Consider the following 20,509-nt stretch of genomic DNA (forward strand, 5'->3'; position numbering starts at 1 on the left):
TGACGGGATGACAAAAGTCGCGGTCATCTACTACTCGGCGACCGGGCACGGCACCGCGATGGCCAATCGCGTCGCGGCCACCGCCGAAGCCGCCGGCGCCGAGGTGCGGCTGCGACACATCGCCGAAACCCGCGATCCGAAGACGTTCGCCAACAACCCGGCGTGGGCGGCGAATTACGAAGCGACGAAAGATCTTCCGGCCGCCACCGGCGACGACATCGTGTGGGCCGACGCGGTGATCTTCGGCTCGCCCACCCGGTTCGGCAACACCGCCTCGCAGTTCCGCGCCTTCATCGACCGGCTCGGCGGGCTGTGGGCCCAGGGCAAGCTCGCCGACAAGGTCTACGCCGGCTTCACGTCGTCACAGACCGCCCACGGCGGCCAGGAGACCACGCTGATCACCCTCTACATCACGCTGATGCACTTCGGCGGGATCATCGTGCCGCCCGGCTACACCGACGGGGTCAAGTTCGCCGACGGAAATCCGTACGGCGTGGGCCACATCACCGGCCCCGAGAACCGTGATGAGCTCGACGACGCGACGTTGGCCGCGCTCGACCACCTGGCCCGGCGCGTGGTCGGCGTCGCCGACCGGCTGGGTTAGCACGTTCAGGCGGGTTCGCCGCCCTTGGGCAGCGTCCGCATCGCCGTCCGGACGGCCAGATAGATCAACGTCGAGGTCACCAGGAATATCCGCCACCCCATGGCGATGCGCGCCACCGCCAGCATGCCTTCCTGGTCGGTGTCGTAGAGATGGAACTGCACCGCGAACCGCGTGGCCGACACCGCGGCCATCATCAGTGTGACCAGGTCGAACGCCCTGCGGACGCGGCGGGTGCGCCGCCAGGTGTCGTCGCGGCCGGTCATCCACGCCCACACGACGCCGATCAGCGGGCGGCCGACGACCACCGACCCGGTGAACACCAGCGCCAACGCCAGGTACATCCAGATGCCGGGCAGGTAGAAGTCCTTGGCCTGCCCGGTGACCAGCGCGAACCCTGCCCCGGCGGCGATCCCGGCGAAGCCGAACAGCGCGGGCCGGGTCGACTCCCGCCGCACCAGCTGCCACGTCAGCACGCCGGCGCCGGCGGCCACCGCGGCGATCAGTGCGGGCATCAGCCCGGCGACCGCGTTGAGCGCGGCGAACACCGTCACCGGCAACGCGGTGTACACCAGCCCGCGGATCCCGCCGGCACGGGCCAGCAGAGCCGAGGCCGGTGTCTCACTGCCCGTCATGAGCACCGAGACTACCGACCCCGTGATTTGGGCGTAGTTGGTCAAGCCTGCGTTGACCAACTACGCCCAAATCGCGGAAAAGCTAGGCCGTTTCGGTGATGGGGCGGTCGACCCAGCTCATCAGGTCGCGCAGCTGCTTGCCGGTGACCTCGATGGGGTGCTCGGCGTTCTGCTTGCGCAGAGCCTCGAGCTCCTTGTTGCCGCCCTCGACGTTCGCGACCAGGCGCTTGACGAAGGTGCCGTCCTGGATGTCCTTGAGGATCGCGCGCATGCGGTCCTTGGTGGCGTCGTCGATCACCCGCGGACCGGACAGGTAACCACCGAACTCCGCGGTGTCGGAGATCGAGTAGTTCATCCGGGCGAGGCCGCCCTCGTACATCAGGTCGACGATGAGCTTGAGCTCGTGCAGCACCTCGAAGTAGGCCATCTCGGGCGCGTAACCCGCCTCGACCATGATGTCGAAGCCGGCCTTCACCAGCTCCTCGGTGCCGCCGCAGAGCACGGCCTGCTCACCGAACAGGTCGGTCTCGGTCTCTTCCTTGAAGTCGGTCTTGATGACGCCGGCCCGCGCTCCGCCGATCGCCTTCGCATACGACAGGCACAGCGCCTGGCCCTCACCCTTGGGATCCTGGTCGACCGCGATCAGGCAGGGCACACCCTTGCCGTCGACGAACTGGCGACGCACCAGGTGGCCGGGGCCCTTCGGGGCGACCATGCCGACGGTGACGTTGGCGGGCGGCTTGATCAGGCCGAAGTGGATGTTCAGGCCGTGGCCGAACAGCAGCGCGTTGCCGTCCTCGAGGTGCGGCTCGATCTCCTTGGCGAAGATCTCGGCCTGGGCGGTGTCGGGCGCCAGCAGCATGATGACGTCGGCCCACTTGGCGACCTCGGCCGGGGTGTCCACCTCGAGGCCCTGCTCGGTGACCTTCTCGCGCGACTTGGAGCCCTCGCGCAGACCGACCTTCACCTGTACGCCGGAGTCGCGCAGGCTCAGCGAGTGGGCGTGGCCCTGGCTGCCGTAGCCGATGACGCCGACCTTGCGGTTCTGGATGATCGACAGATCCGCGTCGTCGTCGTAGAACATCTCAACTGCCATCTTCGTGAAACTTCCTTCTTCTGTGTGCTTTTCGGTACTTACTTGGTGCTGATTCCGCGAGGGCCGCGGGACAGCGACACCACCCCGGACTGGACGATCTCCCGGATCCCGTAAGGCTCGAGCACCCTCAGCAGCGCTTCGATCTTTCCAGGTGTCCCGGTGGCCTCGACGGTCAGTGACTCGTTGGAGACGTCGACGACCTTGGCGCGGAACAGGTTGACGGCCTCGATGACCTGACCGCGGGTGGCGGCGTCGGTGCGGACCTTGATCAGCGCGAGCTCGCGGGAGACGGAGTTCTCCTCGTCCTGCTCGACGATCTTGATCACGTTGACCAGCTTGTTGAGCTGCTTGGTGATCTGCTCCAGTGGTGATTCCTCCACGTCGACCACGATGGTCATCCGGGAGAGGTCCTTGTGTTCGGTCCCCCCGACGGCCAGCGACTGGATGTTGTAGCCGCGGCGGGAGAACAGCGACGCCACGCGGGCCAGCACGCCGGGCTTGTCCTCGACGAGCACCGACAGCGTGTGGGTGGTGCTCATCGGCGTGCTCCGTTCTTCGCGCAAGCGCTCATGCCCGCCCCGATGTTCTTCGCGCAAGCGCTCATCATGCGTGCCCCTCTTCGTTGTCGAACAGCGGCCGGATTCCGCGCGCGGCCTGGATCTCATCATTGCTGGTGCCTGCGGCGACCATCGGCCAGACCTGGGCGTCGGCGCCGACGACGAACTCGATCACCACCGGACGGTCGTTGATGGCGCGCGCCTGAGCGATCACGTCGGCAACGTCTTCCTCACGCTCGCAACGCAATCCGACGCATCCCAGCGCCTCGGACAGCTTGACGAAGTCCGGGATGCGGCGGGTGTGGGTGGCCAGATCGGTCTGGCTGTACCGCTCCTCGTAGAACAGCGTCTGCCACTGCCGCACCATGCCGAGGTTGCCGTTGTTGATCAGCGCGACCTTGATCGGCACCCCCTCGATGGCGCACGTCGCCAGCTCCTGATTGGTCATCTGGAAGCAGCCGTCGCCGTCGATCGCCCACACCTCGGCCTCCGGACGGCCCATCTTGGCGCCCATCGCCGCCGGCACCGCGAAGCCCATGGTGCCCAGACCACCGGAGTTGATCCAGGTCTTCGGGTTCTCGTAGGAGATGAACTGCGCCGCCCACATCTGGTGCTGCCCCACGCCGGCCACGTAGACGGCGTCCGAGCCGGCCATCTTGCCCAGCGTCTCGATCACGAACTCCGGCGACAGGCTGCCGTCGCTCTGCGGGCCGTAGCTCAGCGGGTAGGTCGACTGGATCCCGCGCAGGTACTCCCACCAGTTGTCCAGAAGGGTCGACGCGGTGGTGCCGTCGCGGCGCAGCACCTCGATCAGATCGGTGATGACGGCCTTGACGTCGCCCACGATCGGCACGTCGGCGTGGCGGTTCTTGCCGATCTCGGCCGGGTCGATGTCGGCGTGGATCACCTTGGCCTCGGGCGCGAACGAGTCCAGCTTGCCCGTCACGCGGTCGTCGAACCGGGTGCCCAGCGCGATCAGCAGATCGCTGCGCTGCAGCGCGGCCACCGCGGCGACGGTGCCGTGCATTCCCGGCATACCCATGTTCTGCGGATGGCTGTCCGGGAACGCGCCGCGCGCCATCAGCGTGGTCACGACCGGGATGCCGGTGAGCTCGGCCAGGTCCAGCAGCTGCTCACTGGCCTCGCCCCGGATCACCCCGCCGCCGACGTAGAGCACCGGCTTGCGTGCCTCGGCGATGAGCTTGGCCGCCTCGCGGATCTGGCGGTTGTGCGGTTTGGTGTTCGGCTTGTAGCCGGGCAGCTCGAACTGCGGCGGCCACGCGAAGGTGCACTCGCCCTGCAGGATGTCCTTGGGGATGTCGACCAGCACCGGTCCGGGCCGTCCGGTGGAGGCGATGTGGAACGCCTCGGCGATGACGCGCGCGATGTCGTCACCGTCGCGCACCAGGAAGTTGTGCTTGGTGACCGGCATCGTGATGCCCGAGATGTCGGCTTCCTGGAACGCGTCGGTGCCGATCAGGCCACGTCCGACCTGACCGGTGATCGCCACCATCGGGATCGAGTCCATGTACGCGTCGGCCAGCGGCGTCACGAGGTTGGTCGCACCGGGACCGGAGGTCGCCATGCACACCCCGACCCGGCCGGTGGCGTGCGCGTAGCCGCTGGCCGCGTGCCCGCCGCCCTGCTCGTGCCGCACCAGGACGTGGCGCAGCTTCTGGGAGTCGAACAGCGGGTCGTAGACCGGCAGCACGGCACCACCCGGGATGCCGAAGATGACCTCGACTCCGAGTTCCTCGAGCGACCGGATGACCGCTTGGGCTCCGGTGAGCTGTTGGGGGGCAATCTTTTTCGGCGATGCCGGGGCTGTCGCGGAGTTGTGCTTCGCGGCAGCCGCAGACCCGATCGTCGGGGTCGCCGACTGCTCGGGCGGTCGCTTTGTCGGTGCGCTCACGGTGTCCTCTGGTTCTTCTCGGTCGGCTGATCTTCTCAAATCGGTGCTGCGGCAACAAAAAACCCCCGTCAGCCCAGCGGCTGCACGAGGGTTGCGCGTCGATGCTGTTTTGCTATGCCCGAATCAGGGCCAGCGCGGCATCAACGCGCAAGCCAATTACTACGAGCAAGGTCTGCATAGCAGACGACGGTAGCCGCCGAACCGGCCGAAGGTCAAATCGCTGCACGGTGCGATGATGGCGGCATGCGCACTCCTTCGTCCTCGGAGTCGGCCCCCGTCGTCATCAGAATCTCACCGATGGCCCATGTGGCGATCGGCTTCCTGACCGTGGCCATGCTCGCCGTGGTGTTCGCCGGCCCGCCGTGGTTCATCCTGCTGTTGCTGATCCCGGCGATCCTGTCGACCGTGGTGATGCGCTACCGCACGGTCGCCGGCCGCGACACCGTCACCGCGCGCACCATGCTGCGCAGCCACACCGTCCGCTGGGACGAGATCGACGGTCTGCGGTTCGGACGCACCGCGTGGGCGGTGGCGCACAAGCGCGACGGCACCGAGCTGTCGCTGCCGGCCGTGACGTTCTCGACGCTGCCGCTGTTGACCGCGGCCAGCGGCGGACGGGTGCCCAACCCGTACGAGTAGGACCCTCAGGCCAGCGGGTTCGTCCCGTTGAGGAGCACCCAGATCGCGACGCCGGCACCCACACCGAGCAGCAGCGCGGCGAACGATCCGATGAACGGACGGCGCGCCCAGCCGCGGCCCGCGTCCAGGCCGTAGCGGCCGGGGCCGACCAGGATGATCGCCGCGACGGCGCAGACCAGCACGAGCTGGTATTCGTGGCCGTCGGTCAGGAACGCCGAGAGCCGGGCCTCCTGGTGCGCGAGCGTCGCCTCGGCCAGGACCGAGGTGACGAGGTAGCCCAGCGCTCCGGCCGCGGCGATCGGGGTGAACAGCCCGATCACCAGCAGCACGCCCGCGGCGATCTGACCGCCGGCGGCGACATAGGTGAGGATGTCGGCGTGCCGGAACCCGGCGTCGCTCAGTGAGTCGCGGAAGCCGTCCAGGCCGGGCCCGCCCCACCAGCCGAACACCTTCTGCAGCCCGTGTCCGATGAGCAGGACACCCACCGCGACGCGCAGCAGGAGCAACCCGAGATCCTGGGTGCCTCTGCGGTCGTCGCGCCGGTCCGCGTCGACGACACCGACCTCGGTGGGCGCGGCCGTCCCCCCGTAGGCACCGGGCGCCAGGCCGCCGGCCGGCTGCACGTACGGCAGCGGTTCCGGGTCGTTGAGCATCGCGAACGGCTGCTGACCAGCCGGTTTGGCCGCGTCGTAGCGGGGAATGGCGGTGGTTTCGAAGTCGCCGCCGTAGTTCGCCGACGGGAGGTCGTCTTCAGGGTCCACCAGGCTCGCCGAGGCGGGCCGCCCAGCCGAAGCGTCGGGCCGCTGCCAGGGGCCTGGGTCATGGGGGCTCGTCACGTCAGCCAGGGTAAGTGCTGTCCGGCTCTCAACCGGGGATTGGCGCGGCGCGTTGAGCACGTGTTTCTTTCGCCCGCCCCAGGTCGCAGCCGGAGCGCGTGGCGGACCCGGCCCGGCGATCCGTAACCTGGCCTGCATGAGCGAGCGTCGGTCGTCGTGGCCTTTCGTCGTGCTGCTGAGCGCGGCGCTGCTTGCCGGTGCCGGCTGCGCCCGGTTCGACTCCGCCCAGTCCCAGCCGTTCACGACCGAGCCGCAACTGGCCCCCGGTCCGACGTCGACGCCGCCGCCACCGCCTCCGCTGCCGGCCAAGCCGTTCCCGAAGGAGTGTCCGGCCCCCGGCGTCATGCAGGGCTGCCTGGAGAGCACCAGCGGGCTGATCATGCTGCCCGACAGCCAGTCCGCGCTGGTCGCCGAACGCACCACCGGCGCGGTCAAGCAGGTGTCCGTCCGCGCCGAACCGATCTCCAAGATGGTGATCCCCGTCGACCCGGCCGGCGACGGCGGCCTGATGGACATCGTGATGTCGCCGACGTTCACCCAGGACCGGCTGATGTACGCCTACATCAGCACGCCCACCGACAACCGGGTGGTGCGCATCGTCGAGGGCGACCCGCCCAAGCCGATCCTGACCGGCATCCCCAAGGGCGCGACCGGCAACACCGGTTCGCTGATCTTCACCAGCCCGACCACGCTGGTGGTGCAGACCGGCGACGCCGGGAACCCGGCGCTGGCCGCTGATCCGGGTTCGATGGCGGGCAAGCTGCTCCGCATCGAGCAGCCCACCACCGTCGACCAGGCCCCGACCACGACCGCGCTGTCCGGGCTGGGACCGGGCGGAGGCGTGTGCATCGATCCCGCCGACGAATCGCTCTACGTCACCGACCGGACCCCGACGGCCGACCGGCTGCAGCGCATCACCAAGGACTCCAAGGTCTCGACGGTGTGGACGTGGCCGGACCGTCCCGGTGTGGCCGGCTGCGCCGCGCTCGACGGCACCGTGCTGGTCAACCTCGTCAACACCAAGCAGACCGTCGCGGTGCGCATGGCGCCCGAAACCGGGGCGGTGACCGGGGATCCCGAGGTGGTCCGCCAGGACCAGCACGGTCACGCCTGGGCGCTGCAGGTGTCCCCGGACGGCAACGTGTGGGGCGCCACGGTCAACAAGACCTCCGGCGATGCGATGCAGCTCGACGACGTGGTGTTCCCGCTCTTCCCGCAGGGCGGCGGGTTCCCGCGCACCAACGCCGACAACACCTAACCGGGCAAGCGCAGCATCAGCCGGGTTCCGCCTTGCGGGCTGACCTCCAATGAGGCTGTGCCACCGTGGATCTCGGCCTGCTGCGCGACGAGCGCCAGGCCGAGGCCGGAGCCCGAGCGGGACGCGGTGGTGCCCCGGTGGAACCGCTCGAACACCGCGGCGCGTTCCTCCTCCGGAACCCCGGACCCGTTGTCGTCGACGGCGATCTCCACCCCCGACTGCGAGCTGACCACACTGAGCCGGATCTGGGTGGCGCCACCGTGTTTGACGGCGTTGGCGATGGCGTTGTCGATCACCAGGCGAAGCCCGGCCGGCACACCGAGCATCAGCACCGTGGTCGACGAGGCCAGCGACACCTCGAGCCCGGGATAGTTGCGCATCGCGTCGTGGGCGGCGCGGTCGAGCAGTTCGGCGACGTCGACCGGGACGAAGTCGTCCGCGGTCGTCAGCTCCCCCTGGGCGAGCCGCTCCAACGCGGTCAGGGTGGCCTCGATCCGGGACTGGGTACGGATCACGTCCCCGATGACCTCGGCGCGCTGCTCGGCCCCGAGGTCGAGCGTCGAGAGCACCTCGAGGTTCGTCCGCATCGCCGTCAGCGGGGTGCGCAGTTCGTGGGAGGCCACCGACGCGAAGTCGCGCGCCGACTCCAGCGCGGCCCGGGTCCGTTGCTGCTCGTCGCCGATCCGGGCCAGCATGCCCTCCACCGCCTCGGAGATCTCGACCGCCTCCCACACGCCGCGCACCTGCACCTCGTCGGGAGCGGACTGCGCGTTGATGGCGCGGGCCTGCTTGGCGAGCAACCGGAACGGGTTGACCATGATCAGCCCGATCACCCAGCCGATCACCAGCGTGCTCAGGATCACCCCGAAGCAGATCCAGAACACCCGCCAGTGCAGCGAGTCGATGCGGGCCTGCGTTTCGGCCAGCGGCGCGCCGAGCGCGATCGACGCGCCGGGGGTGGTGATGGTGCGGACCCGGTACTCGACGCCGTCGATCGTCGCGTCGGCGTACCCGCTGGGCAGTTCGGGCAGCACGATGTCGGCCGGGATCGACACCGTGGTGCCACCGGTGCGCGCGGTGCGCACCAGGCCGCCCTCGGTCGGTTCCGGGCCGACGCCGTCCTGCGCGCTGCGCAACAGGGTGGTGACGTCGCCGAGGCTGGACAGCGAATCCAAACGCCGGTCCAGCTGGTCGTACTGGTCGTTGGTGACACCCACCCAGACCCACACGCCCAACGTGAGCACCAGGATGATCACACCGAGCTGGGACAGGATGACGATCGACCGCAGCGACAGCAGCCGGAGCGGATGCTGCAGGACGCGGAAGACCAGGTCCTGGACGCGTGTCATCTAGCCGCAGGCGGCCATGACGAGTTCGCGCACCCGCGCCGCGTCGGCCTGCCCCTTGGTCGCCTTCATCACCGCACCGACGATCGCACCGGCTGCCTGCACCTTCCCGCCGCGGATCTTCTCGACGATGTCGGGGTTGGCGGCCAGCGCCTCGTCCACCGCGGCCTGGATCAGTGAGTCGTCGCGCACCACGGCCAGCCCGCGGTCGTTCATCACCTGTTCGGGTTCGCCCTCCCCGGCCAGCACACCCTCGACGACCTGGCGGGCCAGCTTGTTGGACAACTTGCCGTCGTCGACGAGCCTGACCACCGCCGCGACCTGGGCCGGCGTGATGGGCAGCGCGTCGAGTTCGACGCCCCGTTCGTTGGCTTTCTGCACCAGGAAGTTGCCCCACCACGCGCGGGCGGCGTCGCTGGAGACGCCGTGGTCGACGGTGGCGGCGATCAGGTCCAGCGCACCGATGTTCACCAGGTCGCGCATCACCTCGTCGGAGATGCCCCATTCCTGCTGAATTCGCTTGCGCGCCAACCACGGAAGCTCGGGAAGCGTGCCGCGCAACCGCTCCACCAGCTCGGCGCTGGGCGCCACCGGCTCCAGGTCGGGCTCGGGGAAGTAGCGGTAATCCTGCGCGGTCTCCTTGCTGCGCCCGGGCGAGGTGTAGCCGTCCTCGTGGAAGTGCCGGGTCTCCTGCACGACGGTGCCGCCGCTCTCCAGCACCGCGGCCTGTCGGCGCATCTCGTAGCGGACCGCGACCTCGACGCTCTTGAGCGAGTTCACGTTCTTGGTCTCGGTGCGGGTGCCGAACTCGGACCGCCCGATCGGCTTCAGCGACACGTTGGAATCGCAGCGCATCGATCCCTGGTCCATCCGCACGTCGGAGACACCCAACGCGCGCAACAGGTCTCGCAGCGCGGTGACGTAGGCCCGGGCGATCTCCGGGGCGCGTTCACCGGCGCCTTCGAGCGGTTTGGTGACGATCTCGATCAGCGGGACACCGGACCGGTTGTAGTCGGCCAGCGAGGTCGTCGCCCCCGCGATGCGGCCGGTGTCGCTGCCCAGGTGGGTCAGCTTGCCGGTGTCCTCTTCCATGTGGGCGCGTTCGATCTCGACACGCCACGTGGTGCCGTCGTCGAGCGGCACGTCGAGGTGGCCGTCGACCGCGATCGGTTCGTCGTACTGCGAGATCTGGTAGTTCTTCGGCTGGTCCGGGTAGAAGTAGTTCTTCCGGGCGAACCGGCCCCACGGCGCGATGTCGCAGTTGAGCGCGAGACCGATCCGGATTGCCGACTCCACGGCGGCCTGGTTGAGCACCGGCAGGGAGCCGGGCAGTCCGAGGCAGACCGGGCACACCTGGGTGTTGGGTTCGGCGCCGAACTTGTTGGCGCATCCGCAGAACATCTTCGTCGCGGTCGACAGCTCGACGTGGACCTCCAGGCCGAGCACGGGCTCGTACTTGGCGATGACCTCGTCGTAGTCGAGCAGCGGTGCGGTGGCCGAGGTCACGGAAGTCATGCCCCCGATCCTAGTGGGTCACCTTTTCACCGCGAGCAGACACAAACCTGCACCGTTCGGCCGGGTTTTGTGCAGGTTTATGTCTGCTCGCCGGACGAACTCAGCCGAAGAACTCCGCGGCGTCGTCGTAGCGGCTCTGCGGCACCAGCTTGAGCTGACGGACCGCGTCGGCCAGCGGCACCCGCCCGATCTCCTGGCCGCGCAGCGACACCATCATCCCGTACTCGCCGGCGTGCGCGGCGTCGGCGGCGTTGACGCCGAACCGGGTGGCGAGCACGCGGTCATACGGGGTGGGCGTGCCGCCGCGCTGCACGTGCCCGAGCACCGTGACGCGAACGTCCTTGTTGATCCGCTTCTCCACCTCGATCGCGAGCTGTTGTGCGACGCCGGTGAACTTCTCGTGGCCGAACTCGTCGATACCGCCCTGGCGCAGCTGCATCGAGCCCTCGGCCGGCTTCGCACCCTCGGCGACCACGCAGATGAAGTGCGAGTCGCCGCGCACGAAGCGCTGCTTGACCAGCCGGCACACCTCTTCGACGTCGAACGGCTGCTCGGGGATCAGCGTCATGTGCGCGCCCGAGGCCAGCCCGGCGTTGAGCGCGATCCAGCCGGCGTGGCGGCCCATCACCTCGACCAGCATCACCCGCTGATGCGACTCGGCGGTGCTGTGCAACCGGTCGATGGCCTCCGTCGCGACGGTCAGCGCGGTGTCGTGGCCGAACGTGACGTCCGTGCAGTCGATGTCGTTGTCGATCGTCTTCGGCACCCCGACGACGGGGACGTTCTCCTCGGACAGCCAGTGCGCGGCGGTCAGCGTGCCCTCTCCCCCGATCGGGATCAGCACATCGATTCCGTTGTCTTCCAGCGTCTGCTTGATCTGGTCCAGACCGGCGCGCAACTTGTCGGGGTTCACCCGCGCGGTGCCGAGCATGGTGCCGCCCTTGGCGAGCAACCGGTCGTTACGGTCGTCGTTGCGCAGCTGGATCCGCCGGTCCTCCAGCAGGCCGCGCCAGCCGTCCTGGAAGCCGACCACCGACGAGCCGTACCGCACATCCGCCGTGCGCACCACCGCCCTGATCACGGCGTTGAGCCCGGGACAGTCACCACCGCCGGTCAGCACTCCGATACGCATGACTCCATCTAACCCGCTTACAGCGCGGTCGGCAGCGGTCCTCTCGCGGTTTCGTAGGCCGCACCCACCCGATAGAGCCGGTCATCGGCCAGTGCCGGCGCCATGATCTGCAGACCGACGGGCAGATTGTCGTCGGCCGAGAGCCCCGACGGCACCGACATCCCGCAGTGACCGGCCAGGTTCAGCGGCAGCGTGCACAGGTCGAACAGGTACATCGACAACGGATCGTCGACCTTCTCGCCGAGCGGGAACGCCGTGGTGGGCGTCGCGGGCGACACCAGCACGTCGACCTTCTTGTACGCCTCGTCGAGGTCGCGGGCGATCAGCGTGCGCACCTTCTGCGCCTGGTTGTAGTAGGCGTCGTAGTAGCCGGCCGACAACGCGTACGTGCCGATCATGATGCGGCGCTTGACCTCCGGGCCGAAGCCGGCCGCGCGGGTCAGCGCCATGACCTCTTCGGCACTGTGGGTGCCGTCGTCGCCGGCCCGCAGGCCGTACCGCATGCCGTCGAACTTCGCCAGGTTCGACGACACCTCTGAGGGCAGGATCAGGTAATAGGCGGGCAACGAGTAGTCGAAGTGGGGGCAGTCCACCTCGCTGACCTCGGCGCCGAGCGCGGTCAGCTGCTCGACGGCCGCGTTGAACGACGCGAGCACGCCGGGCTGGTAGCCCTCGCCGCTGCGCAGCTGGTTGACCACACCGATGCGCACCCCGGTGAGGTCGCCCGCGGCGCCGGCCCGCGCCGCGGCGACGACGTCGGGGACGGCGGCGTCCACCGACGTCGAGTCCCGTGGGTCGTGGCCGGCGATGACCTGGTGCAGCAGCGCGGTGTCGAGCACGGTGCGCCCGCACGGCCCGCCCTGGTCCAGCGACGACGCGCACGCCACCAGCCCGTACCGGGACACCGTGCCGTAGGTCGGTTTGACGCCGACGGTCGCGGTCAGCGCGGCGGGCTGGCGGATCGAGCCGCCGGTGTCGGTGCCGATCGCCAGCGGGGCCTGGAACGCGGCCAGCGCCGCGGCACTGCCACCGCCCGATCCGCCGGGGACGCGGTCGACGTCCCACGGGTTGCGGGTGGGGCCGTACGCCGAGTTCTCGGTCGACGACCCCATCGCGAACTCGTCCATGTTGGTCTTGCCGAGGATCGGGATACCGGCCGCCCGCAGCTTCGCGGTGACCGTCGCGTCGTACGGCGAGGTCCAGCCCTCGAGGATCTTCGAGCCGCAGGTGGTCGGCATGTCCGTGGTGGTGAAGACGTCCTTGAGCGCCAGTGGCACACCGGCCAGCGGCGACGCGAGGTCGTCGCCGGCCGCGACCGCCTTGTCGACAACCGCCGCGGCCTCCAGCGCCCGGTCGCCGGCGACGTGCAGGAACGCGTGGTACCGGTCGTCGGTGGCCGCGATCTGGTCCAGGCAGGCCTGGGTCACCTCGGTGGAGGACACCTCCCTGGCGGCGATCTTCTCGCCGAGGGTGGCGGCGTCGAGCTTGATCAGCTCGGTCATTCGGGCTCTCCCAGAATCCGCGGCACGGCGAACCGGCCGTCGACGGCGGTGGGCGCGGCGGCCAGCGCGTCGTCCTGGGACAGGCTCGGTTGCGGGTCGTCGGGCCGGAACACGTTCACATCCTTCAGCGGATTGTCGGTGGCTTCGACACCTGTGACGTCGACGGCCTGGATCTGACTGACGTGGCCGAGGATGGCGTCGAGCTGACCGGCGAAGCCGTCGAGCTCACTGTCGGTCAGGGCGAGTCGCGCGAGACGCGCCAGGTGCGCAACCTCGTCTCGGGAGATCTGTGACACGACCACGAAGCCTAGTTCAACCGACCCGGCGCCCGGCGCCGGCCGAGCCGACGAGCGTCAGTCGCCCGAGTCGCCCGGCCCGGCCCGTCCGTGACACAGTGTTGGCCGTGCCTTCGTATCTGCTGCGGGTCCAGCTGGAGGACCGGCCGGGCAGCCTCGGTTCCCTGGCCGTGGCCCTCGGGTCGGTGGGCGCCGACATCCTGTCCCTCGACGTGGTGGAACGCGCCGCGGGATACGCGATCGACGACCTCGTGGTCGAACTGCCCGCCGGAGCGATGCCCGACATGCTCATCACCGCCGCCGAGAACCTCAACGGCGTGTACGTGGACACCATCCGTCCGCACACCGGCCTGCTGGAAGCGCATCGCGAGCTGGAGCTGATCGACCACGTGGCCGCCGCCGACGGCAGGCTCAAGAGGCTGCAGGTGCTCGTCGACGAGGCGCCGCGGGTGTTGCGGGTCGGCTGGTGCACGGTCGTGCAGCTGACCGAGTCGGGTTCCGAGCGCGTGGTCGGCAGCCCCGGGGCACCCGAGACCCAGGCCGCGGAGACGCCGTGGTTGCCGCTGGAGCGGGCCGTGGCGCTGGACGCCACCGCCGAGTGGGTGCCCGAGGTGTGGCGGGACATGGACACCACGCTGGCCGCCGCGCCGCTGGCCGACCCGCGGACCGCGATCATGCTCGGCCGCCCCGGCGGTCCCGCGTTCCGCCCGAGCGAGGTGGCCCGGCTGGGCTATCTGGCCGGGATCGTCACGACGATCATCAGCTGACGGCGTCCCGACTGTCGGACTCCTCAACGCGGCTCGTCCCTCGCCGCTTGATCGTCATCCGACGGGAGCGTCGGGCCCGTGCTCCAGCAGCCGGCGGAAGCCGTCCTCGTCGAGCACCGGGACGCCGAGCTCGACGGCCTTGTCGTACTTGGACCCCGGTGAGTCGCCGGCCACCACATAGGCGGTCTTCTTCGACACCGAGCCGGCCGCCTTGCCGCCGCGGGCGATGATCGCCTCCTTGGCCTCGTCACGGCTGTAGTTCGCGAGGGAGCCGGTGACCACGATCGACAACCCCTCCAGCGTGCGCGCGATGCTGGCGTCGCGTTCGTCGGCCATCCGGACCCCGGCGGCGCGCCACTTGTCGACGATCGCGCGGTGCCAGTCGACGGTGAACCATTCGGTGACCGCCGCCGCGATCGTCGGGCCCACGCCCTCGGTGGCGGCCAACTGCTCCTCGGACGCGGCGACGATCGCGTCCAGGCTGCCGAACTCGGTGGCCAACGCCCGGGCCGCCGTCGGCCCGACGTGGCGGATCGAGAGCGCGACGAGCACGCGCCACAGCGGCTGGGACCTGGCCTTGCCCAGATTCGCCAGCAGCCGCTTGCCGTTGGCCGAGACCTCACCGGCCTTGGTGGTGAACAGCTCGGTGCGCAACAGGTCCTCGGCGGTCAGGTCGAACAGGTCGCCTTCGTCGGTGATCACGCCCGCCTGCAGCAGCGCGATCGCCGCCTCGTAACCGAGGCCCTCGATGTCGAAGGCGCCCCGGCCGGCGACGTGGAACACCCGCTCCCGCAGCTGCGCCGGGCAGGTCCGCGAGTTCGGGCAGCGGATGTCGGCGTCGCCCTCCTTGGCCGGGGCCAGGGCGGTACCGCACTCCGGGCAGTGGGTGGGCATCTGGAATTCGCGTTCGGTGCCGTCGCGCAGGTCGACGACCGGTCCGAGCACCTCGGGGATCACGTCGCCGGCCTTGCGGATCACCACGGTGTCACCGATCAGCACGCCCTTGCGTTTGACCTCAGAGCCGTTGTGCAGCGTGGCCAGCCCGACCGTGGAGCCGGCGACCTTGACCGGTTCCATGTAGGCGAACGGGGTCACGCGGCCGGTGCGGCCGACGTTGACCCGGATGTCGAGCAGCTTGGTCTGCGCCTCCTCGGGCGGGTACTTGTAGGCCACCGCCCAGCGCGGCGCGCGGGAGGTCGCCCCCAACCGCCGCTGCAGCGCCACGTCGTCGACCTTGACCACCAGGCCGTCGATCTCGTGCTCGACATCATGGCGGTGCTCACCCCAGTAGGCGATGCGCTCGGTGACCGCGTCGAGGCCTTTGACCTGAGCGGTGTGCGACGACACCGGCAGCCCCCACGCCTTGAGCGCGCGGTAGGCCTCGTGCAGGGACTTGAACGGAAAACCGGCGGTGCCTTCGATGTGGCCCAGGCCGTGGCAGATCATCCGCAACCGGCGCCGGGCGGTGACGGCCGGGTTCTTCTGGCGCAGCGAGCCGGCCGCGCTGTTGCGCGGGTTGGCGAACGGCGGCTTGCCCTCGGCGACCAGACCGGCGTTGAGTTCCTCGAAGTCAGCCACCCGGAAGAACACCTCGCCGCGCACTTCCAGCACCCTGGGCAGCGGGAATTCATCTGTGCCGGTGAGCTTTTCCGGGACATCGGCGATGGTGCGGGCGTTGAGGGTGACGTCCTCGCCGGTGCGTCCGTCACCGCGGGTGGCCGCGCGCTCCAGCCGGCCGTCGCGGTAGACCAGGGCCAGCGCGACCCCGTCGATCTTCAACTCGCACAGGTACTGTGCGTCGGCTCCGATCTCGGTCTTGATCCGGGCGGCCCACGCAGCGAGTTCGTCGGGTGTGAACACGTTGTCCAGGCTGAGCATGCGCTCCAGGTGCTCGGCGGGGGTGAAGTCGGTGGCGAACCCGGCCCCGCCCACCAACTGGGTCGGCGAGTCCGGGGTGCGCAGCTCGGGGTGGGCGTCTTCGAGGGCCTGCAGCCTGCGCAGCATCGCGTCGAACTCGGCGTCGGTGATGACCGGGGCGTCGCGCACGTAGTAGCGGAACTGGTGCTCGCGGACCTCGTCGGCGAGCTCCTGCCATGCGCGGCGCAGGTCGGCGGCGGGCGCGTCGTCGGCCTGCTCGGCCAGCACTGCCTCAGGATCCGGGGTCGCCTCGGGACTCACCCTGGCAGGCTATCGAAGCCCGCCGACACGACCGCGCCACTAGGCTGCAGGCATGCCACATCCGGTGATGTTCGGCGACGACGACATGGGTCTGACCGAGGTCCGCGACATCGCGCTCGGCTTCCCGGAAGCGTTCGAGAAGGTCTCGTGGGGCCGGCCGACGTTCTGCGCGCCGAAGATGTTCGCGATCTACGGGGGAAGCGTCAAGGGCGCGGTGAAGGGCGAGTACACGCAGTACCCGCATTCGGTGTTGGTGAAGGTCGACGACAGCGATCGCCGGGCGCTCGAGCAGGACCGCCGGTTCTTCTTCCCCGCCTACCTCGGCCCGTTCGGCTGGCTGGGGCTGGACCTGACCGCCGCGAAGGTGGACTGGGTGGAGGTCACCGAGCTCCTCGACGCGTCCTTCCGGATGACGGCGTCCAGGAAATCGATCGCGCGTCTGGACCAACGGCGGCCCGGAGGCGTCCACGGCATGGTTCGATCGGAGTCACCATGACGTTCTCCAGCCCCTTCCCCGAAGTCGACATCCCGACCGCCAGCGTCTACGACTACCTGTTCTCCGGGTTCTCCGGACCGGACGACCCGCACCTCGACCGCGTCGCACTGATCGACGCGAAGACCGGCAGACAGACCAGCTACCGCGAGATGATCGCCCGGATCGACTCGTTCGCCGGCGCGCTGTCCGCACGCGGAATCGGCGTCGGCGACGTCGTCGGCCTGCTCGCGCCCAACAGTTCGGCGTTCGCCGTGGCCTTCCACGGCATCCTGCGCGCCGGCGCGACGGCGACGACGGTCAACGCGTTGTTCACCGCCAAGGACATCGCCAAGCAGTTGACCGACTCCAAGGCCAGGATGCTCATCACCGTGACGCCGCTGCTTTCGCAGGCCGAGGACGGCGCCGCGGCGGCCGGCCTGTCCGACGAGGACCTCGTGGTGCTCGACGGCGCCGGCCGGGACAGCTCCGGCCACCCCAACGCGGCCGACCTGCTGGCTTCGGGAACGCCTGCGCCGCAGGTGAATTTCGCGCCGTCGTCACATCTGGCGGTGCTGCCGTACAGCTCCGGGACGACGGGCAATCCCAAAGGTGTGATGCTGACGCACCGCAATCTGGTCGCCAACGTCGCGCAGATCCGTCCGCTGCACGGCATGGTGCCCGACGACGTGGTGCTGGCGGTGCTGCCGTTCTTCCACATCTACGGGATGACGGTGCTGCTCAACGCCGCTCTGCACGCCCGCGCCCGGCTGGTCATCATGCCGAGCTTCGACCTGGGCGAGTTCCTCGGCAACATCGCCGAACACAGGTGCACGATCGCGTTCATCGCGCCCCCGGTGGCGGTGGCGCTGGCCAAGCACCCGCTGGTCGACGAGCACGACCTGTCCTCGCTGAAGGTGGTGATGTCGGGGGCCGCGCCGCTGGATGCCGACCTCGGTCACGCCGTCGCGGAACGCCTGGGCTGCAAGGTGGTCCAGGGGTACGGCATGAGCGAGCTCAGCCCGGTCAGCCACATCACCCCGTTCGACGGCGGCCTGGTCGACATGCACGAGGACGCGCCGCTGAGTTCGGTGGGATGGACGGTCTCCAACGGGGCCTCCAAGCTCGTCGACCCCGAGACCGGTGACGAGATCGAGGTCCCGGCAGAAGGTCGCAGCAGGACCGGGGAACTCTGGTTCAAGGGCCCGAACGTGATGGCCGGTTACCTCAACAACGAGGAGGCGACCCGCTCGACCATCGACGACGACGGCTGGCTGCACACCGGTGACCTGGCCCAGGTCGATTCCCGCGGCCTGGTGTACATCGTCGACCGGCTCAAGGAGCTGATCAAGTACAAGGGCTACCAGGTGCCGCCCGCCGAGCTGGAAGCGGTGCTGCTGACCCACCCCGGCATCGCCGACGCCGCGGTGATCGGGGTACACGACGACGAGGGCGAAGAGGTGCCCAAGGCGTTCGTGGTCAAGCAGGCCGGTGCGGAACTCAGCGCCGACGAGGTCATCGAGTTCGTCGCCGGCCAGGTCGCCCCCTACAAGAAGGTCCGGCAGGTCGAGTTCATCGCCGCGATACCGAAATCCGCGTCGGGCAAAATTCTCCGCAAGGACCTGCGCACCGCCACGTAGACCTACCAGGGCAGGATGTTGCTGCGGCTCACGACGGTGACTGCGTGCGCAGCGCGTTCCTCCAGTTCTCGAGGATCTCGATGAGGGTGCGCGATGTCAGCTCTGGAGCGTCCCAGGTGACGATGTGCCCTGCGCCCGGGATGACGTACTCGGCGGCACCTTCCGCAGCGGCCCAACGGGGCATCGCGGTGGCGATGTTGCCGGTGCGGTCCTCGGCGCCGCGTATGAGCGCGAGCGGCACCGGGAAGCGATGACGTGGATCGGGATCGACGAACGACACTGTCGCCCGCCACACGTCCAGGAACCTCGACTTCGGCATCCGAGCAAAAAGAGCCTCCGTCCGGGCGACCGCGTCCGGCGTCACCGCCGAGGCACGCGCCATCAGGCGGGGTAGCCGCCCCGCCGGGATCAGAGACAGGGCGGGAGCGGCAATTCGGAGCGCGAATCGTTCGAGTGCCGACAGCGGGCCGGTGTTCCAGGTCGAGTCGAGAACGACCACGGCGCCGACGCGGTCCGGGTGCTCTCGCGCGAAGGCCTGCACGAGATTCCCGCCCAGCGAATGACCCACCAGCACCGGCGCGGTGGCATCGCACTCGACGAGCAGCGCATCAAGGTCCGCGAGCGCGTCCGACGCGGCGAACCGCACCCCGTCCGCGAGCCACGACTGCCCGTGCCCCCGGAGATCCCACACGATGACACGGAAGCCCTGGCGGACAAGATCGGCAGCCTGCGCGTCGAACATCGAATGATCGACGCCCGCACCGTGGGTCAGAACCACCGGCACGCCATCGCTGTCCGAATCGGCGAAGGCGATTGCGGCGTTCGGCCGCGCAACGCGACGATCCAGATTCACCATTCTGTGAAAATAGATCGGTTGCGCTCAGTCCACAAAGCGGCTCAACCCGTCCCGCGTCGTCGACAACCTTCTGGCCGGCGACACTCAGGCGCCCCTACAGGCGCCAGAGCTGGTTCCTGCCACGCCTTTTCGCTTCATAGAGCGCCTTGTCGGCGCGGGCGACGGTGTCGCTCAACGTGTCCGGGGGTGTGTGGACGGTGTAACCGATCGAGCAGGTCTGACCGAAGGGCACACAGTGGCGCAGCCGGTGCAGGATCTTCTCGGCCTCCTCGGGCGTGGCGTCGGGCAGCGCGACGATGAATTCCTCACCGCCCCAGCGCGCGAAGATGTCACCGCTGCGGATGGACGCCGTCGCCGCGGTCGCGAAGTGCTGCAGCAGCGCGTCCCCGACGGTGTGCCCGCGGGAGTCGTTGAACGCCTTGAAGTTGTCCAGATCGATGACCGCCACCGTCATCGGCGCGTCGCCGATGACGGTGATCTTCGCCGCGACCTGCGCGTCCCACGCACGCCGGTTGAGCGCGCCGGTCAACGGGTCGGTGGAGGCCGAGTGTTTGAGCGCGGCGTGCGCCGCCGCGATCGCGGACACATCGCGCAGCTCCAGTTGCACGCTGTACTCGCCGGCATGATCGATCACCGTGCAGTTGAACTCCACTGCGAGTTCGGTGCCGTCCATGCGCAGCAGTGCACCGCGCTGGGCGCGCGCCAGGCTTCCGCCGGAGGTGATCTCATCCAGCATGGCCTGTGCGGCCGAGCGGAGGCGGTCCGGCACGAAGTCCAGCCCGGGTAGTGACGTGATCTGTTCGGCGGACTCCGCGCCGAGCAACGTGACCGCCTCCCCGTTGACGTAGGAGAGCCTGCCGTCGACGTCGATGACGACGACCGCGGCGGGTGACTGCTCGACCAGGGCCCGCCACCGCTGCTCGGCCGCCGCGTGCGCGGCACGCGCCGTGGCCAGCTCGGTCACGTCCATCGACACCCCGCCGGTGCCGACGACGTCCCCGCCGTCGTCGAACAACGGGAACTTCGTCGAGCGGTAGATGTGCGTCGAGCTGTCCGGATGCACGACCTCCTCGGTGAACACCCGCCACTCCCGGCTGGCCATGATCTGCAGATCGTTGCGGCGGTAGTGATCGGCGATCGCGGCGTCGAAGTTGCGTTGACGACCGTCGAGGACACCAAGTATGCCCGCCAGTTCCGTTGCCGCGCGGCATCGTTACAGGACGCTCTCGGTTGTGACCTGACGGCGCTGATGTCGATGGGGCTGGCAGCGG

General features: G+C 69.2%; 19 protein-coding genes. 6 read left to right on the forward strand and 13 right to left on the reverse strand.

From position 1 onward, the window contains the following. Positions 1–7: 7 nt before the first annotated feature. The gene (gene wrbA / locus ASJ79_RS06600; protein ID WP_067953931.1) at positions 8–604 is read left to right on the forward strand and encodes an NAD(P)H:quinone oxidoreductase; all 597 of its coding nucleotides are present in this window, start codon (positions 8–10) and stop codon (positions 602–604) included. A 5-nt stretch (positions 605–609) separates the two neighbouring features. Here the strand turns inward: wrbA and ASJ79_RS06605 are convergent, their stop codons facing one another. From ASJ79_RS06605 to ASJ79_RS06620, 4 genes are all read right to left on the reverse strand, one after another. Beyond that, entirely contained in the window at positions 610–1,236 is a 627-nt protein-coding gene (locus tag ASJ79_RS06605) for a DUF3159 domain-containing protein (protein WP_067953948.1), read from the reverse strand. 82 nt (positions 1,237–1,318) lie between these two features. After that, positions 1,319–2,320, reverse strand: a complete 1,002-nt coding sequence (gene ilvC / locus ASJ79_RS06610; RefSeq protein ID WP_197420105.1) for a ketol-acid reductoisomerase — start codon at positions 2,318–2,320, stop codon at positions 1,319–1,321. A gap of 50 nt (positions 2,321–2,370) precedes the next feature. Next, positions 2,371–2,871, reverse strand: coding sequence for an acetolactate synthase small subunit (gene ilvN / locus ASJ79_RS06615; protein WP_067953933.1), 501 nt, complete (start codon positions 2,869–2,871; stop codon positions 2,371–2,373). Positions 2,872–2,935: 64 nt separating this feature from the next. Beyond that, the gene (locus ASJ79_RS06620) at positions 2,936–4,753 is read right to left on the reverse strand and encodes an acetolactate synthase large subunit (protein WP_231750752.1); all 1,818 of its coding nucleotides are present in this window, start codon (positions 4,751–4,753) and stop codon (positions 2,936–2,938) included. Between the two features lie 291 nt (positions 4,754–5,044). On the opposite strand from ASJ79_RS06620, the gene ASJ79_RS06625 reads away from it, so the two are divergent. Further along, positions 5,045–5,440, forward strand: coding sequence for a PH domain-containing protein (locus ASJ79_RS06625; RefSeq protein WP_067953935.1), 396 nt, complete (start codon positions 5,045–5,047; stop codon positions 5,438–5,440). A 5-nt stretch (positions 5,441–5,445) separates the two neighbouring features. Here ASJ79_RS06625 and ASJ79_RS06630 read toward each other — a convergent pair whose 3' ends face one another. Further along, positions 5,446–6,276, reverse strand: coding sequence for a DoxX family protein (locus ASJ79_RS06630; protein ID WP_197420103.1), 831 nt, complete (start codon positions 6,274–6,276; stop codon positions 5,446–5,448). A 136-nt stretch (positions 6,277–6,412) separates the two neighbouring features. Between ASJ79_RS06630 and ASJ79_RS06635 the strand changes: the two genes are divergently transcribed. Further along, on the forward strand, positions 6,413–7,534 hold the full coding sequence (locus tag ASJ79_RS06635) for a sorbosone dehydrogenase family protein (RefSeq protein ID WP_067953937.1): 1,122 nt from the start codon (positions 6,413–6,415) through the stop codon (positions 7,532–7,534). On the opposite strand, the gene ASJ79_RS06640 is transcribed toward ASJ79_RS06635, so the two are convergent. The 5 genes from ASJ79_RS06640 to gatC form a co-directional block, all read right to left on the reverse strand. After that, complete coding sequence (locus tag ASJ79_RS06640) at positions 7,531–8,883, reverse strand: sensor histidine kinase KdpD (protein WP_067953938.1); 1,353 nt, start codon at positions 8,881–8,883, stop codon at positions 7,531–7,533. The two genes, ASJ79_RS06635 and ASJ79_RS06640, sit on opposite strands and share 4 nt — an antisense overlap. After that, on the reverse strand, positions 8,884–10,395 hold the full coding sequence (gene gatB / locus ASJ79_RS06645; protein ID WP_067953939.1) for an Asp-tRNA(Asn)/Glu-tRNA(Gln) amidotransferase subunit GatB: 1,512 nt from the start codon (positions 10,393–10,395) through the stop codon (positions 8,884–8,886). A 100-nt stretch (positions 10,396–10,495) separates the two neighbouring features. Further along, positions 10,496–11,527: an ATP-dependent 6-phosphofructokinase gene (locus ASJ79_RS06650; RefSeq protein WP_067953940.1), complete on the reverse strand. Its 1,032-nt coding sequence runs from the start codon at positions 11,525–11,527 to the stop codon at positions 10,496–10,498. A 17-nt stretch (positions 11,528–11,544) separates the two neighbouring features. Beyond that, entirely contained in the window at positions 11,545–13,029 is a 1,485-nt protein-coding gene (gene gatA / locus ASJ79_RS06655; protein WP_067953941.1) for an Asp-tRNA(Asn)/Glu-tRNA(Gln) amidotransferase subunit GatA, read from the reverse strand. Continuing rightward, a complete protein-coding gene (gatC, locus tag ASJ79_RS06660; RefSeq protein WP_067953949.1) occupies positions 13,026–13,325 on the reverse strand; it encodes an Asp-tRNA(Asn)/Glu-tRNA(Gln) amidotransferase subunit GatC in 300 nt (99 codons plus the stop codon). Before gatC ends, gatA begins: the two co-directional genes overlap by 4 nt. A gap of 107 nt (positions 13,326–13,432) precedes the next feature. Here gatC and ASJ79_RS06665 point away from each other — a divergent pair, with 107 nt between their 5' ends. Continuing rightward, on the forward strand, positions 13,433–14,092 hold the full coding sequence (locus ASJ79_RS06665; protein WP_197420104.1) for an amino acid-binding protein: 660 nt from the start codon (positions 13,433–13,435) through the stop codon (positions 14,090–14,092). 54 nt (positions 14,093–14,146) lie between these two features. Here ASJ79_RS06665 and ligA read toward each other — a convergent pair whose 3' ends face one another. Beyond that, entirely contained in the window at positions 14,147–16,234 is a 2,088-nt protein-coding gene (gene ligA / locus ASJ79_RS06670) for an NAD-dependent DNA ligase LigA (RefSeq protein ID WP_197420106.1), read from the reverse strand. Positions 16,235–16,322: 88 nt separating this feature from the next. Here ligA and ASJ79_RS06675 point away from each other — a divergent pair, with 88 nt between their 5' ends. Both ASJ79_RS06675 and ASJ79_RS06680 read left to right on the forward strand, forming a co-directional pair. Beyond that, positions 16,323–16,766, forward strand: coding sequence for an MmcQ/YjbR family DNA-binding protein (locus ASJ79_RS06675; RefSeq protein ID WP_067953944.1), 444 nt, complete (start codon positions 16,323–16,325; stop codon positions 16,764–16,766). Further along, on the forward strand, positions 16,763–18,382 hold the full coding sequence (locus tag ASJ79_RS06680) for a 4-coumarate--CoA ligase family protein (RefSeq protein ID WP_067953945.1): 1,620 nt from the start codon (positions 16,763–16,765) through the stop codon (positions 18,380–18,382). Before ASJ79_RS06675 ends, ASJ79_RS06680 begins: the two co-directional genes overlap by 4 nt. A 28-nt stretch (positions 18,383–18,410) precedes the next feature. Here the strand turns inward: ASJ79_RS06680 and ASJ79_RS06685 are convergent, their stop codons facing one another. Further along, complete coding sequence (locus ASJ79_RS06685) at positions 18,411–19,238, reverse strand: alpha/beta fold hydrolase (protein ID WP_067953946.1); 828 nt, start codon at positions 19,236–19,238, stop codon at positions 18,411–18,413. 94 nt (positions 19,239–19,332) lie between these two features. After that, positions 19,333–20,430, reverse strand: a complete 1,098-nt coding sequence (locus tag ASJ79_RS06690) for a diguanylate cyclase domain-containing protein (RefSeq protein WP_369803616.1) — start codon at positions 20,428–20,430, stop codon at positions 19,333–19,335. Positions 20,431–20,509: the final 79 nt, after the last annotated feature.

Origin of the sequence: Mycobacterium sp. NAZ190054 (assembly GCF_001545925.1) — a bacterium.
Taxonomy (GTDB): Bacteria; Actinomycetota; Actinomycetes; order Mycobacteriales; family Mycobacteriaceae; genus Mycobacterium.